General features: G+C 70.3%; 13 protein-coding genes. 6 read left to right on the top strand and 7 right to left on the bottom strand.

Annotation, left to right across the window (positions count from 1 at the left end):
* Window positions 1–11 precede the first annotated feature (11 nt).
* The 5 genes from gmhB to FFT10_RS25800 are packed head-to-tail and all read right to left on the bottom strand — an operon-like array spanning window position 12 to window position 6,275.
* Window positions 12–590 (bottom strand): D-glycero-beta-D-manno-heptose 1,7-bisphosphate 7-phosphatase, encoded by a 579-nt coding sequence (gmhB, locus tag FFT10_RS25820; RefSeq protein ID WP_137735762.1) that lies wholly within the window; start codon window positions 588–590, stop codon window positions 12–14.
* Between the two features lie 26 nt (window positions 591–616).
* Window positions 617–2,782, bottom strand: a complete 2,166-nt coding sequence (gene glyS, locus FFT10_RS25815) for a glycine--tRNA ligase subunit beta (RefSeq protein WP_137735761.1) — start codon at window positions 2,780–2,782, stop codon at window positions 617–619.
* 1 nt (window position 2,783) lies between these two features.
* Window positions 2,784–3,737 (bottom strand): glycine--tRNA ligase subunit alpha, encoded by a 954-nt coding sequence (gene glyQ / locus FFT10_RS25810; RefSeq protein ID WP_137735760.1) that lies wholly within the window; start codon window positions 3,735–3,737, stop codon window positions 2,784–2,786.
* A 40-nt stretch (window positions 3,738–3,777) separates the two neighbouring features.
* Complete coding sequence (gene lnt, locus FFT10_RS25805; protein ID WP_137735759.1) at window positions 3,778–5,352, bottom strand: apolipoprotein N-acyltransferase; 1,575 nt, start codon at window positions 5,350–5,352, stop codon at window positions 3,778–3,780.
* Entirely contained in the window at window positions 5,349–6,275 is a 927-nt protein-coding gene (locus tag FFT10_RS25800) for a CorC family transporter (RefSeq protein WP_174246151.1), read from the bottom strand. Before FFT10_RS25800 ends, lnt begins: the two co-directional genes overlap by 4 nt.
* A gap of 185 nt (window positions 6,276–6,460) precedes the next feature.
* On the opposite strand from FFT10_RS25800, the gene FFT10_RS25795 reads away from it, so the two are divergent.
* The 6 genes from FFT10_RS25795 (at window position 6,461) to FFT10_RS28470 (ending at window position 13,129) form a co-directional block, all read left to right on the top strand.
* Window positions 6,461–7,546, top strand: a complete 1,086-nt coding sequence (locus FFT10_RS25795; protein ID WP_137735758.1) for a CobW family GTP-binding protein — start codon at window positions 6,461–6,463, stop codon at window positions 7,544–7,546.
* 110 nt (window positions 7,547–7,656) lie between these two features.
* Entirely contained in the window at window positions 7,657–8,361 is a 705-nt protein-coding gene (dksA, locus tag FFT10_RS25790; protein WP_228027317.1) for an RNA polymerase-binding protein DksA, read from the top strand.
* A gap of 32 nt (window positions 8,362–8,393) precedes the next feature.
* Window positions 8,394–10,289 (top strand): STAS domain-containing protein, encoded by a 1,896-nt coding sequence (locus tag FFT10_RS25785; RefSeq protein WP_137735757.1) that lies wholly within the window; start codon window positions 8,394–8,396, stop codon window positions 10,287–10,289.
* Between the two features lie 51 nt (window positions 10,290–10,340).
* Window positions 10,341–10,889 (top strand): ATP-dependent protease subunit HslV, encoded by a 549-nt coding sequence (hslV, locus tag FFT10_RS25780; protein WP_137735756.1) that lies wholly within the window; start codon window positions 10,341–10,343, stop codon window positions 10,887–10,889.
* Between the two features lie 2 nt (window positions 10,890–10,891).
* Window positions 10,892–12,220: an ATP-dependent protease ATPase subunit HslU gene (gene hslU, locus FFT10_RS25775; RefSeq protein ID WP_137735792.1), complete on the top strand. Its 1,329-nt coding sequence runs from the start codon at window positions 10,892–10,894 to the stop codon at window positions 12,218–12,220.
* Between the two features lie 84 nt (window positions 12,221–12,304).
* Entirely contained in the window at window positions 12,305–13,129 is an 825-nt protein-coding gene (locus FFT10_RS28470; protein ID WP_228027316.1) for a potassium channel family protein, read from the top strand.
* Here FFT10_RS28470 and FFT10_RS25765 read toward each other — a convergent pair.
* Together FFT10_RS25765 and FFT10_RS25760 are read right to left on the bottom strand one after the other, a co-directional pair.
* Window positions 13,126–14,070, bottom strand: a complete 945-nt coding sequence (locus FFT10_RS25765; protein ID WP_137735790.1) for a TerB family tellurite resistance protein — start codon at window positions 14,068–14,070, stop codon at window positions 13,126–13,128. The genes FFT10_RS28470 and FFT10_RS25765 overlap by 4 nt on opposite strands.
* A gap of 85 nt (window positions 14,071–14,155) precedes the next feature.
* Complete coding sequence (locus FFT10_RS25760; protein ID WP_137735755.1) at window positions 14,156–14,923, bottom strand: type III pantothenate kinase; 768 nt, start codon at window positions 14,921–14,923, stop codon at window positions 14,156–14,158.
* Window positions 14,924–15,008 lie beyond the last annotated feature (85 nt).

Raw genomic sequence — 15,008 nt, 5'->3', positions numbered from 1 at the left:
GCAACCGGTTGTCAGGAATGGACCGCGCCGCGGCCCAGCAGGTGTTCGGCAAAGGCGGGCAGGTCGTCATGCACCCGCGTGCCGGGTACCTGGTCGACCATGGCCTGCACCGCGTCGGCATCCAGCGCCGCGGCGCGGCCGCTGAGCACCAGATGCGGCTCGCAGCCGGCGGCGGCGGCGGCCTGCAGGTCGCGCAGGGTGTCAGCCACCATCGGCACCTGCTTCAAGTCGATGCCGTAGCGCTTGCCGATGTCGCGCATCAGCCCGGGCTGGGGTTTGCGGCAGTCGCAGCCGTCCTCGGGCGTGTGGGGACAGAAGAACACCGCGTCGATGCGGCCGCCGGCGGCCTGCAACACCTTGTGCATGTGGGCATGCACCGCATTGACCGAGGCCATGTCGATCATGCCGCGGCCGATGCCCGACTGGTTGGTGGCCACCACCGCGTGCCAGCCGGCATGGTTGAGCCGCGCCACCGCCTCCAGCGCCCCGGGGATCGGAAACCACTCCTCGGGCGCCTTGACGTGGTCGTCCCGGAAATCGTTGAGGATGCCGTCCCGGCCGAGGATGACGAGCTTGACGACGTGCTGCATGGTGCGTGACAGCGGCACCGGAGAACTCAGGCCGCCAGGCGGGCCAGATCGGCCACGCGGTTCATCGAAGCATGCAGCGTGCCCAGCAACGCCAGCCGGTTGGCGCGCAGCGCGGCATCGTCGGCATTGACCATCACGCCGTCAAAGAAGGCGTCGACCGGCGCCTTCAGCGCCGCCAGCACCTGCAGCGACGCGGCCAGGTCACCGCCCTCGAACAGCCGGTCGGCCTGCGGCGCCAGATCCGCCAGCGCGGCATGCAGCGCCGCCTCGGCCGGCTCCACCAGCAGCGCGGCGTCCACCGCGGCGGCGGCACCGCCCTCGCTCTTCTTCAGGATGTTGGCCACCCGCTTGTTGGCCGCCGCCAGGGGCGCGGCCTCGGGCAGCGCGGCAAAGGCGCGCACCGCCGCCAGCCGCTTGGGGATGCTGCCCCAGGGTGAGGGCCGCAGCGCCACCACCGCATCCACCTCCTGCGCGCTGTAGCCCTGCTCGCGCAGCTGGCCGGTCAGCCGGTCGTCGAGGAACTGCAGCAGGTCGGCGCGGGCGGCGGCATGCGTCAGCTGGCCCTCGTCGAAGGCGCCGAAGCCGGCGTCCAGCAGCGCCGGCACGGCCAGCGGCAGGTTCTTCTCGACCAGGATGCGGATGATGCCCAGCGCATGGCGGCGCAGGGCAAACGGGTCCTTGTCGCCGGTGGGCAGCTGGCCGATGCCGAACAGGCCGCACAGCGTCTCCAGCTTGTCGGCCAGCGCCAGCACCGTGCCGGTGTGGTTGCGCGGCAGCGCATCGCCGGCGAAGCGGGGCTTGTAATGGTCCTCGATGGCGATGGCCACGCCGTCGCGCAGGCCCTCGTGGCGGGCGTAGTAGCCGCCCATGATGCCCTGCAGCTCGGGAAACTCGCCCACCATGTCGGTCAGCAGGTCGGTCTTGGCCAGGCGTGCGGCCTGCTGCACCTTGCTGTCGAGCACCGCGAACTCGTCCTGCGCGTCCACCGTGTACGGCACGGTGGCCAGGCGCAGCTGGTTGACGATGGCATGGCCGATCGCCCGCACCCGCTCGGCGCGGTCACCCTGGCTGCCCAGCTTGCCGTGGTAGACCACCTTGTCCAGCCCGGCCACCCGCGATTCCAGCGTCCTCTTGCGGTCCTGGTCGAAGAAGAACTTGGCGTCGGCCAGGCGCGGGCGCACCACCCGCTCGTTGCCCTGCACCACCGCGCTGGGGTCGTCCGGGCGGATGTTGCTGACGATCAGGAACTTGTTCGTCAGCTTGCCGGCGGCATCCAGCAGGGGAAAGTACTTCTGGTTGGCCTTCATCGTCAGGATCAGGCATTCCTGCGGCACGCCGAGGAATTCTCGCTCGAACTGGCAGACCAGCACGTTCGGCCGCTCGACCAGGGCCGTCACCTCGTCGAGCAGGGCGTCGTCGTCGATCGGCTTCAGGCCTTCCTTGGCAGCGGCGGCGGTCAGCTGGCGCACGATCTCGGCGCGGCGCTCGGCGAAGCTGGCGATCACCGCGCCCTCGTCGGCCAGCTGCTGGGCGTAGCTGTCGGCATCACGCAGGGTGACGTCGGGCTGGGCGGCCTCGAAGCGGTGGCCTTGGGTCACGCGGCCGGCGGTCAGGCCCAGCGCCCGCACCGGCACCACGTCGGCGCCATGCAGCGCCACCAGACGGTGCGCGGGGCGCACGAAATGCACGCTGGTCCAGCCCGGCTGCTCGCAGTCGGCTTCTAGCTGGTAGGTCATCACCTTCGGGATGGGCAGCTTCGTCAGCGCCTCGTCCAATGCCTTCTGCAGGCCCTCGCCCAGGGTGGCGCCGGGCACGGTGCTGTCGAGGAACAGCGCCTCGGCCTTGCCGTCGGGGGCGCGCTGGAGCTGCGGCACCACCGATGCATCGGCACCGAGCGCGGCCAGCTTCTTCAGCAGCGCGAGCGTGGGGTTGCCGGCGGCGTCCAGCGCCACGGCCACCGGCATCAGCTTCTGCAGCAGCGCGCGGTCGGCCGCCTTGGCGGCGACCCCGGCCACCTGCACGGCCAGGCGCCGGGGCGAGGCGTAGGCGGTGACGGCGGCATCGGCCGCGGCCAGGCCGGCGGCCTTCAGCCCATCGGCCAGCGTGGCGGCGAATGCCTCGCCCAGCTTGTTCAGCGCCTTGGGCGGCAGCTCTTCGACGAACAGTTCAACCAGCAAGTTGTTGGTGGTCATCTCAGGCAGCCTTCTTGTTGTCGTTCTTCGCCGCGGCCTTCGCGGCCTCGGCGTCGAGCTTGGCGATAACCTCGTCGGCCCAGGCCTTCGGCGCCATCGGGAAGCCCAGGCGCTTGCGGCTGTCCAAGTAGCTGGCCGCCACGCTGCGCGCCAGGTTGCGGATGCGGCCGATGTAGGCCGCCCGCTCGGTGACGCTGATCGCACCGCGCGCGTCCAGCAGGTTGAAGGTGTGGGCGGCCTTCAGCACCTGCTCGTAGGCCGGGAGGGCCAGCTGCTGGGCCATCAGGTGCTGGGCATTGCCCTCGTGCGCGCCGAACGCCGTGAGCAGGAACTCGACGTTGCTATGCTCGAAGTTGTAGGTGCTCTGCTCCACCTCGTTCTGGTGGTAGACGTCGCCGTAGGTCAGGCCGGGTGCGAAGGTCAGGTCGTAGACGTTCTCCACGCCCTGCAGGTACATCGCCAGCCGCTCCAGGCCGTAGGTGATCTCGCCGGTGATCGGCTTGCAGTCGATGCCGCCCACCTGCTGGAAGTAGGTGAACTGGGTGACTTCCATGCCGTTGAGCCAGACCTCCCAGCCCAGGCCCCAGGCGCCCAGCGTGGGGTTCTCCCAGTCATCCTCGACAAAGCGCACGTCGTTCTTCTTCAGGTCGAAGCCCACCGCTTCCAGGCTGCCGAGGTACAGCTCCAGGATGTTGGCCGGCGCGGGCTTCAGCACCACCTGGTACTGGTAGTAGTGCTGCAGGCGGTTCGGGTTCTGGCCGTAGCGGCCGTCCTTGGGCCGGCGGCTGGGCTGCACATAGGCGGCCTTCCAGGGCTCCGGGCCCAGCGCGCGCAGGAAGGTGGCGGTGTGGCTGGTGCCGGCGCCCACTTCCATGTCATAGGGCTGCAGCAGGGCGCAGCCCTGCTTGTCCCAGTAGTCTTGCAGGCGGAGGATCAGTTGCTGGAAGGTGAGCATGGACGGGGTCGGCGGGGCAAATGGCCCCGCGGACGGGCAATCAAGGTCGATCGACGAGTTTACCGGCCGCCCCCTGCCGCCGCGGCCAGGCCAGGCCCAGCGCCGCCAGCGCCCACAGCGGCCACAGGCCGGCGGCCGCGGCCCAGCGGGCGAAGGGCGTCAGCCCCTCGCGGCCCTGCACCGTGGCGTTGAGCACGCCCACGGTGAACGGCGGCAGCGCCGCCTGCACCACGCCGCGATGATCGATCACCGCGGTGGCGCCAGTGTTGGTGGCGCGCAGCATCGGCCGCTGCAGCTCCAGGCTGCGCAGGCGCGAGATGTTCAGGTGCTGCGGGATGGCGATGGTGTCACCAAACCAGCCGATGTTGCTGATGTTGGCCAGCACCGTGGGGGCGCTGGCGGCGTCGGCGAAGCGGCGCGCCAGTTCCTCGCCGAACAGGTCTTCGTAGCAGATGTTGGGCGCCACCCGGGCGCCGCCCACCACGAACGATGGCGGATTCAGCGGGCCGCGGTTGAAGTCACCCAGCGGGATGTTCATCAGTTCGGTGAACCAGCGGAAGCCGGTGGGGATGAACTCGCCAAACGGCACCAGATGGGTCTTGTCGTAGCGGTAGCCGCCGCCGGGCGCGGCGGTGTCGGCCGACAGCCCCACCACCGAATTGGTGTAGCCGGCCTCGAAGTTGCCCAGCGGCACGCCCACCAGCGCCGCCGGGCCGCCAGGCCGGCTGAAGTGCTGGCGCAGGCCGTCCCAGTAGCCGGGCACCAGGTCCTGCAGCTGATCCGGCAGCAGCGGCACGGCGGTCTCGGGCGTCACCACCAGGTCGGCCTGCGCGCTGGTCAGCGCATGCGCCACCCAGGCCAGCGTGGCGGGCATGCGCTCGGCGGCGAACTTCTCGTCCTGCGCCACATTGGTCTGCAGCAACGCCACATTGAGGCTGCGGCCGGGGCGGGTGAACTCCGGCGGGCCCAGCACGATGCCCCAGGCCGCCGGCAGCGCCAGCACCGCCAGCGCCAGCGCGGCCGGCCGCCAGCGGGCAGCAGGCCCCTGCCATAACCCGGACACCAGCAACGCGCCAACCCAGGCCAGCAGCGCACCGATGCCGTAGACCCCCAGCCAGGGCGCCAGCACCGCCAGCGGGCCGTCGACCTGGGTGTAGCCACTGGCCGCCCAGGGGAAGCCGGTGAAGAGCACGCCGCGCGCCAGCTCGGCCGCCAGCCAGCCGGCGGCAAAGCGGCTGGCATCGGCCAGCGGCCGGCCGCTTCGCCGGTGTGCCACCCAGGCCATGGCCGCACCCAGGTAGACCGACAGCGCCGCCGACAGCAGCGCCACCGCCGCCACCGCCAGCGGTGCCGGCAGCCCGCCGTAGCGGTGCATGCTGATGAACAGCCACCAGGTGGCCGCGCCCAGCCAGGCGGTGCCGAAGGCCCAGCCCAGCAGCGCCGCCTGCCGCGGCGTGGCCTGCTGCACCGCCCAGGCCAGCAGCGCGATGGCCGCCAGCGGCAGCGGCCAGGCAGCGGTGTGCACGCAGGCCAGGGTCTGCAGCGCGCCGGCGGCGGCCACGGCCGCCAGCACCAGCCAGGGGTGGCGGGCCGCCAGGGTGGCGGACCCGGTCAATCGGCGTCCTGCGCGGCCGGCGGCTGGCGCGCCACCTTGAACCAGCGCACCGCGCCGCCGCGGGTCAGCATCACCTGGAACTGCAGGCCACCCGCCTCGGCCGCTTCGCCGCGCCGCGGCACATGGCCCAGCTCATGCGCGATCAGGCCGCCGATGGTGTCGAAGTCTTCTTCGGGCAGGCTGGTGCCGAAGACCTCATTCACCGCGCTGATGTCGGTGTCGCCGGCCACCCGGTGGCTGCCGTCGGCCAAGGTGTAGATGCCGTTCTCGGCGGCGGTGGCGTCCTCGTCGAACTCGTCCTCGATCTCGCCGACGATCTCTTCCAGCACGTCCTCGATGGTGATCAGCCCGGCGGTGTTGCCGAACTCGTCGATCACCATCGCCAGGTGGTTGCGGTTGGCGCGGAAATCCCGCAGCAGTTCGTTCAGCCCCTTGCTTTCGGGCACGAACACCGCAGGCCGCAGCAGGGTGCGCAGGCTCAGGTCGGGCGAGCGCTGCAGCTTCAGCAGGTCCTTGGCCATCAGGATGCCGATGACGTTGTCGCGCTGGCCCTCGTAGGCCGGAAAGCGCGAGTGGCCGGTCTCGATCACCGAGGCCAGCAGTTCGTCGTACGGCGCGTCGATGTCCAGCAGGTCCATGCGCGGCGCGGCCACCATCACGTCGCCGGCACTCATCTCGGCCATGCGCAGCACGCCTTCGAGCATGACGCGGCTCTCCGGTGCGATCAGCTCGCGCTGCTCGGCATCGGCCAGCGTGGCCATCAGCTCGTCGGTGGAATCGGGGCCGGGCGAGAGGAATTCGACCAGACGCTCGAACAGGCCGCGCTTGTCTGGCGGCTGTCGGACCGCCGATTTTTCGGCCGGCTTGTCGGCCGGCGTGGCCGCCACGCGGGTGGGCGGCCGACTCGTTGGAGGTTCAGACACGTGGGGTGTCGATGGTGGCGGTGGTCAAGAATAACCCATCACCGTGACAGGGCCGTGCCGCGCCCCCGGTCGCCCCGAGCCGGCTTGACACCACCGCGGCCTTGCAACACAGTTCGCCGCCCCCAACTGACGGGGTTGCACAGGCGGCGCCAGCCGCCACACTCTCTCAGCGTTCCGGAGCCTCCATGTCCCAAGGTCTGATCCCCGCCACCATCCTCACCGGCTTCCTCGGCTCGGGCAAGACCACGCTGCTCAAGCGCGTGCTGACCGAGGCCCACGGCCAGAAGATCGCCGTGATCGAGAACGAGTTCGGCGAAGAGAACATCGACAGCGACATCCTGGTGACCGACACCAACGAGCAGATCATCCAGATGAGCAACGGCTGCGTCTGCTGCACCATCCGCGAGGACCTGCGCACCACGCTGAGCGACCTGGCCGCCAAGCGCCGCAAGGGCGAGCTGGACTTCGACCGGGTGGTCATCGAGACCACCGGCCTGGCCGACCCCGGCCCGGTGGCGCAGACCTTCTTCATGGACGACGAGATCGCCGAGAGCTACCTGCTGGACTCGATCCTGACGCTGGTCGATGCCAAGCATGCCGACAGCCAGCTCGACACCCGCCAGGAAGCGCGCCGCCAGATCGGCTTCGCCGACCAGATCTTCATCAGCAAGGCCGACCTGGTGGACGCGCCGGCGGTGGACGCGCTGAAGCACCGCATCAAGCACATGAACCCGCGCGCACCGCAGCACGCGGTGCATTTCGGCGAGGTGCCGATCGCCAACGTGCTCGACCTGAAGGGCTTCAACCTGAACGCCAAACTGGAGATCGACCCCGATTTCCTGGTCGAGGACAGCCATGGCCACGACCACCACGGCCACGACCACGGGCATGACCATGGTCACGAACATGGCCACGAGGGCCACGACCACGGCCCCGGCGAGGCCTGCAACCATCCGCACCACCATGTGCACGACGACGACGTCAAGAGCTTCGCCTTCAAGAGCGACCGCGCCTTCCAGGCCGCCAAGCTCGAAGACTTCCTCGGCTCCATCGTGCAGGTCTACGGCCCGAAGATGCTGCGCTACAAGGGCGTGCTCTACATGAAGGGCAGCGACCGCAAGGTGGTGTTCCAGGGCGTGCACCAGCTGATGGGCAGCGATCTGGGCCCGAAGTGGATGCCCGGCGAGAAAAAGCAGAGCAAGATGGTGTTCATCGGCATCGACCTGCCCCGTGACATCTTGTTGCAAGGCCTGGAAGGCTGCCTCGTCTGAGCGGTTTGGCCGCCAGCGGGCGTGGCTACAATCCGCGCGCCTCAAGCGACGCGGCAGATTCACCGGCCGTGGCGGACAACAGGTATAACGCCACTGCGAGGAGCCCCGAAGTGAGCAAGACCACGGCCAAAGTGCCCGCCCCCACCGCCACTGCAGACGCCGGCCACAGCGCCGCCGCCGCGCCCAAGCCCGCCAAGGCGGCCACCAAGTCCGCCGGCGGCAGCAAGTCGGCCGCCGCCAAGGCCGTCACCGCCCCCGCACCGGCGCCAGCCACCAGCCGGTTCGCCGAACGCTTTGCACCCCCGAAACCGCCTGCCCGCGGCTACCCCGAACCCATGGACATTGTGAAAACCGCGCACAAGGCGGACCCGAAACTCGTCAACGCCTGGAAGACCAAGGCCGGCAAGGACCTGACCGAGGCCGAACTGCAGGCCATGCCCGACAGCGAGTACATGAACGACAAGCAGCTGGAGTTCTTCCGCGCCCGGCTGCAGGCCCTGAAGGACGATCTGCTGTCCAACGCCGGCGAGACCACCGAGCACCTGCGCGAGGACACCTCCATCGTTCCTGACCCGGCCGACCGCGCCACGATCGAGGAAGAGCACGCCCTGGAACTGCGCACCCGCGACCGCGAGCGCAAGCTGCTCAAGAAGATCTCCCAGTCCATCGGCCGCATCGACGCCGGCGACTACGGCTACTGCGACGAGACCGGTGAGCCCATCGGCCTGGGCCGCCTGCTGGCCCGCCCGACGGCCACGCTGTCGCTGGAAGCGCAGCAGCGGCGTGAGCTCAAGCAGAAGATGTTCGGCGACTGACCCTTCCGCCTCCGTGCCGACCCGCGACCGACATGGCTGATCCGAAGGACGGCAAGAGCTTCTTCCGCAAGGTGGTGCGGTTCGTGGCCAACCCGGCCACCGAATGGTCGGAGGCAGCCACGCGCCCGGACGAGACCCAGGAGCTGGAGAAATCCGAGCTCAAGGCGATGGTCGAGCGCAAGCGGCGCAACGACTTCGTCCGCAAGCGCGAGCTCGACACCCTGCGCAAGTTGCGCCGCGACGGTCTCTCGCCCGAGCAACTGGCGGCGCTGGGCGGCTCGTCCAAGGTTGACGATTCCGAAGTGCGGCTGTCCGACAACCCCGGCGGCGCGCGGGCCGATGTCGGCGTGAAGGCCAAGATCGACGAGATCGAGCAGCAAATGGTCGGCGAGCAGGTGCCGCGCGAGGCGCCGATGCGCCAGCGGCCCGCCCCGCGCCGCACGCCCCTGGCGCCGCAGCAGCCCACGGATTTCTACAGCGCGCCCACCGAGCCGGTGGCGTTCGAGGGCAGCAAGCCGCTGCCCACCGGCGCCGTGTCGCCGTTGCGGCAGCCGCCGCCGGTGGCCCTGGCGCCTGCGCCAGCGCCGACCTTGCCCACCCTGCCCGACAGCGTGTTCCCACCGGTGGCCCCGCCGCCGCGCACCGCCGCTGGCGCCACGCAGCGCACGCCACCGCCGGGCATCGTCAGCACCTGGGCACCGGCGGCCAAGAGTGCGCCGGCGACGCGCCCTGCCACCGACCTGCCGCTGTCCGACTTGTCGACGGTCCCGCTCGGCGGGATCGGCCTGCCCCGCTCGGACAGCGGCTTCGACCCGAACAGCCGCTTTGCGGTCGAAGTCAACGAGGTGGTGCACGATCCCGAGCTGGACGAGGCGGTGATCTCGTTCGCCAATGCCGACTTCAACCAGTGCGAGCAGGCGCTGACCGCGCTGTGCCGGCCCAACGCCGTGCGTGCCGGCCATGCCGAGACCTGGCTGGTGCTGTTCGACCTGTACCGGGCCACCGGCCAGCAGCAGAAGTTCGAGAACCTGTCACTGGAATTCGCCAACCGCTTCGACCGGTCGTCACCACAGTGGTATTCGCTGCCGCGCCGGGTGGCCGATGCCTCGGCCGACGAGCGGCCCGACACCCGCGGCATCAAGGGCGACATCGGCTGGGTGAGCCCGGCGGTGCTGGATGTGGAGGCGGTGTCCCGGCTGCGGTCGAGCACGCTGCAGCTGCCACTGCCCTGGGTGCTTGACTGGTCGGCGCTGGAGGTGGTGGAGGCCGAGGCCGCCGCGCACCTGCAGGTGCTGTTCCGCCAATGGGCACCGCAGCCCATCGACATGCGCTGGATCGACGCCGACCGGCTGCTGCAGGCGCTGCAGGAAGCCGCACCCACCGGCGTGCGCGATGCCGACCCGTCGTTCTGGATGGTGCGGCTGGAGGCGCTGCGCCTGGCCAACCGGCCCGATCAGTTCGACGAGACGGCGATCGACTACTGCGTCACCTACGAGGTGTCGCCACCCTCGTGGGAGCGGGCGCGCTGCCAGGTGCGTGCGGCCAGCGCCACCAACTCCACCACCACGCCGACGATGTCCATCGTCAGCGAGGTGCATTCCAGCTTCCTCGAGTCGGCCCTGCTCGACGACGGCCATGCCGGTCAGCAGGTGGCCACGGTGGAGCTGTCGGGCCAGCTGGCCGGCGACATCGGCGGCATCCTGCAGCAGCTCGACCGCCAGCTGGGCACGGCCACGCTGGTCCATGTGTCCTGCGCGCGGCTGATCCGGGTCGACTTCATCGCCGCCGGCGACCTGCTGAACTGGGTGCTGGCCAAGCAGAGCGAGAACCGCGGCATCACCTTCGTCGATGCCCACCGCCTGGTGGCGCTGTTCTTCGGCGCCATGGGCATCAACGAGCACGCCCGCGTGCAGGTGCCGCGCGACTGATGCCCCCGCGGCCCGCTGCCGGCGGCCGCCCCTTCTGAACGGAACATCCCCATGGAACCCTTCCACGGCACCACCATCGTCAGCGTGCGCCGCCAGACGCCCCAGGGCTGGCAGGTGGCGCTGGGCGGCGACGGCCAGGTCACGCTGGGCCACATCATCGTCAAGGCCAGCGCCCGCAAGGTGCGCAAGCTGCACCGCGACAGCGTGCTGGCCGGCTTTGCCGGCGCCACGGCCGATGCCTTCACCCTGTTCGAGCGCTTCGAGGCCAAGCTGGAAAAGCACCAGGGCCACCTGGTGCGCTCGGCCATCGAGCTGACCAAGGACTGGCGCACCGACCGGGTCCTGCGCCGGCTGGAAGCCATGCTGGCCGTGGCCGACCGCGAGGCCAGCCTGATCATCACCGGCAACGGCGATGTGCTGGAGCCCGAGCACGGCATCGTCGCCATCGGCTCGGGCGGTGCCTATGCGCAAGCGGCGGCGCGGGCGCTGCTGCAACACACCGAGATGAGCGCGGCCGACATCGTCAAGCAGAGCCTGGTGATCGCCGGCGACCTGTGCATCTACACCAACCAGAACCACACGATCGAGGTCTTGGCATGAGCATGACGCCGCAGGAAATCGTCTCGGAGCTGGACCGCCACATCGTCGGCCAGAACGCCGCCAAGCGGGCGGTGGCCATCGCGCTGCGCAACCGCTGGCGGCGCCAGCAGGTGCCCGAGGCCATGCGCGGCGAGATCACGCCGAAGAACATCCTGATGATCGGCCCCACCGGCGTGGGCAAGACCGAGATCGCCCGCCGCCTGGCGCGGCTGGCCGATGCGCCCTTCATCAAGGTGGAGGCCACCAAGTTCACCGAGGTGGGCTATGTGGGCAAGGACGTGGACACCATCATCCGCGACCTGGTCGACATGGCGGTGAAGCAGGAACGCCAGCTGGCGATGAAGCGCCAGCGCGCCCGCGCCGAGGACGCCGCCGAGGAGCGCATCCTCGACGTGCTGGTGCCGCCGCCCCGGCATGAGGTGGGCTTCGGCAGCAGTCCGGCCGAGAGCAAGGACAACACCGCCCGCCAGGTGATGCGCAAGCGCCTGCGCGAGGGCGCGCTGGACGACAAGGACATCGAGCTGGACCTGGCCGAGCCGCGCGCCGGCATGGACATCGTCACCCCGCCCGGCATGGAGGAGATGGCCGAGCAGCTGAAGGGCCTGTTCTCCCAGATGGGCCAAGGCAAGAAGAAGACCCGCAAGCTCAAGATCGCCGAGGCGCTGAAGCTGCTGGTCGATGAAGAAGCCGGCAAGCTGGTGAACGACGAGGACATCAAGACCCAGGCGCTGCACAACGCCGAGAACAACGGCATCGTCTTCATCGACGAGATCGACAAGGTCTGCTCGCGCAGCGAGGGCAGCGGCGCCGAGGTCTCCCGGCAGGGCGTGCAGCGCGACCTGCTGCCGCTGGTGGAGGGCACGACCGTGAGCACCAAGCACGGCATGGTCAAGACCGACCACATCCTGTTCATCGCCTCGGGCGCCTTCCACCTGGCCAAGCCCAGCGATCTGATTCCCGAGCTGCAGGGCCGCTTCCCGATCCGGGTGGAGCTGGGCCCGCTGAGCGTGGACGACTTCGAGGCCATCCTCACCAGCACCCATGCCAGCCTGATCAAGCAGTACCAGGCCCTGCTGGCCACCGAGGGCGTGATGCTGGACATCACGCCAGAGGGCATCCGCCGGCTGGCGCAGATTGCCCATGACGTGAACGAGCGCACCGAGAACATCGGCGCCCGCCGCCTGGCCACGGTGATGGAGCGCCTGCTCGACGAGGTGAGCTTCGACGCGCCCAACCGCAGCGGCCAGACGGTGGCCATCGATGCCACCCTGGTCGATGCCAAGCTGGGCGAGCTGGCGCAGAACGAAGACCTGTCGCGCTACATCCTCTAGCCAGCGCGGGTGCGGCGGCCCGCACCCGGCTTGACCGGCGTCAACCGCCACCGGGTGGCCAGCCGGCTAGGCTGCGGTCAGACCATGGCCACCGATTTCTCCCAGCGCTTCCGGCGCGGCACGCTGTGGGGGCTGCGCAGCCCCCCGCGTGATGCGCTGCGCGCCCGCCGCAGCGAGCGGCGCTGGCGCTGGCCCGTGCTGCTGGCCCTGGCCTGCACCATCCCGGCCTTCTATGCCGAGCTGCTGGACGAGCCCACGCCCTGGATCGCCAAGGCGGCCTATGCGCTGGCGGCGATGGTGGCGTTGCTGGCGCTGGCCACCACCGCCCGCCACACCAGCCATCCGCTGCAGCACCTGCGCGCCAATGCGCTGGGCCTGGCGCTGGCGGCCGGGCTGGCGGTGTCGGTGGTGCTGCCGGAGAGCAGCCAGTCGCTGCCGGCCCTGCTGTTCCGGCTGCTGGTGGCCGGGCTGACGCTGGTGCGCATGGTCTGGGGCCTGCAGCACCTGGTCACCCGCGGCGGCATGGCCTACATGCTGCTGCTGGCCACCACGGTGCTGGGGCTGTGCGGCATCGGCTTCTGGTGGCTGGAGCCCAAGGCGCTGAGCCTGGCCGACGGCCTGTGGCTGGCCTTCACCACCGCGGCCACGGTGGGCTACGGCGACATCGTGCCGTCGACGCCGGCGTCGAAGATCTTCTCGGTGTTCGTGGTGATGCTGGGCTACGGCGTGGTGTCGCTGGTCACCGCCGCCATCGCCACCAAGTGGGTGGAGACCGAGGAACGCGCCATCGAGCACGAGGTGCTGCGCGACATGCACCGCCAGATGGACGCGCTGCGCGCCGAACTGGCAGCGCTGCGGCAGGACCTGGCGGACGGGCGCGCTGCCGCGCCGGCCGACCGCAGCGGCTAGCGGCCGCCGCGCACCATCGCCAGCAGCTTGCCGGTGTCCAGCGTGCGGGCCTGCTCGCGCATGGCGGGCAGGTATTGCGCCTGCAGGCCCTGGGCCTGCTGCAGCGTGCCGGCGTACGCATCCTTCAGCATCTGGGCACTGAGCACCCGGCCGCCGGCGTAATAGCGCTTGGCCACATGGCCCAGCGCATAGGTGGTGGCAAAGCTCATGCCGCTGCTCACCGCCTGCTTGCCCAGCCCGCCCAGCAGGCCGCCGCCCACCTTGCCCAGCAGCCCGCCCAGCAGCTTGCGGCCGGCCTGCTCCAGGTACTGCGAGGTGAGGCCCACACCCACGGTGGCCAGGAAGTCCTTCACATGGCCGCTGTCGAGCTGGTAGCCGTGGGCCTGGCCGATGTTGTAGACCAGCTTCATCTGCAGCGGGATGATGGCCAGCGTCGACAGGTTCTCGGGCAGCAGCTCCAGCGCGCCGTTGAGGATGGCGGCGTTGAGGATGGTCTTGTCCAGCGCGGCGTTGTCGACGGCCGCGGCTGGTGCGGCGGCTGGTGCGGGCACGCTGGCCGGGATCGGCGCCTGCGCCAGGGCCTCGGCCTGCTGGGCGAAGCCGCTGGCCACCGGCCCGTCCACGCCCAGGCGCCGGCCTAGATCGGCCAGGAAGGCCTGCTCGGCGGTGCTCTGCACGCCATCGGCGTCGCAGACGCACACCGCCATCTCATAGGCCAGCAGGCGGGCGTCGGCGCTGGCCAGCTGGGGCACGGCGCTGTCCAGGCCCACACGCTTGAGCAGCACGTCCTGGTAGAGCGTGGGCATGTGCACGCCCTCGGCCTGGCCCAGGCCGTCGGCGATGCGCTTGATGGCGTCGCGCTCGCGGGCATGCTTCTGGCCGTCGGCAAACGCGGCCAGCAGGCTGATGGTGAGGATGGCCTGGTGTTCGGTGGCGCTGATCTGGGAGCTCACGGCGGATCCGGTCGGTCGGGGGCCGGTTCGGTTGCCGCCGGGCCGGAAAGTTCCGGCCGCTGCCAAGCCGGGTTCAGGCGGCTGCGCGCTCGGCCTGCAGCGCCAGCAGCCCGTCGAAGATCAGCGAGTCGATCAATTCATGCTCGATCGGCAGCCAGGGCGCCACCTTCCAGCCGGCGCCGCCGGTCATCAGCGTCAGCGGTGCCTCGCCGCAGTGGGCCTGCAGGTGGCGGTGCATGCGCTCCATGGCGCCGGTGATGGCGTAGGTGCCGCCGCTGGTCAGTGCGTCGCTGGTGTTGGTGGGGAAGTCGACCACCTCGCCGGTGGGCACGCGCAGACCGGCGGTGCCGCCTTCCAGCGCACGCAGCATGATGCCGTGGCCGGGCAGGATCAGGCCGCCCAGGAACTTGCCGTTGGCGTCCAGCGCGTCCACCGTCACCGCCGTGCCCACCATCACCACCAGGGCCGGGCGCGGCGGGCCGCGGCGCAGCACATGCTGGCGGGCGCCGATCTGGGCGACGAAGCGGTCGGTGCCCAGGCGGCCGGGGTGGTCGTAGCCGTTGGTCACACCGGCGGCACCGGCCGAGCTGACCACCCAGCGCGGCGCCAGGTCCCACAGCTCGAGTTGCTCTTCCACCCGGCGGCGCACCGCGTCGCCGGCCACGTTGCAGCCCAGCACCGCGTCGGGCTGGGGCAGTTCCTTCCACTCGCTGTCGGCCAGGTTGTCGATGTTCTCCAGGAACACCGCACCCTGGTCCAGCGCCACGGCGCCGGGCGCGGTGGACTCATACAGCGCCCACTTCAGGCGGGTGTTGCCGATGTCGATGGCGAAGAATCGCATGGTGCTGGGGCCGGTGGGCTGGAAGTGGCTGGGCGGCACAGGGCCGTGCATGCTAGCCGGTGTGGCCCTGCAAATCTGCAGGGCA

The sequence above is a fragment of the Pseudaquabacterium pictum genome (assembly GCF_005403045.1).
In the GTDB taxonomy this organism is placed as follows: Bacteria; Pseudomonadota; Gammaproteobacteria; order Burkholderiales; family Burkholderiaceae_C; genus Pseudaquabacterium; species Pseudaquabacterium pictum.
The sequence above is the reverse complement of the archived record's forward strand: the minus strand, read 5'-3'. Positions and strand labels throughout refer to the sequence as shown.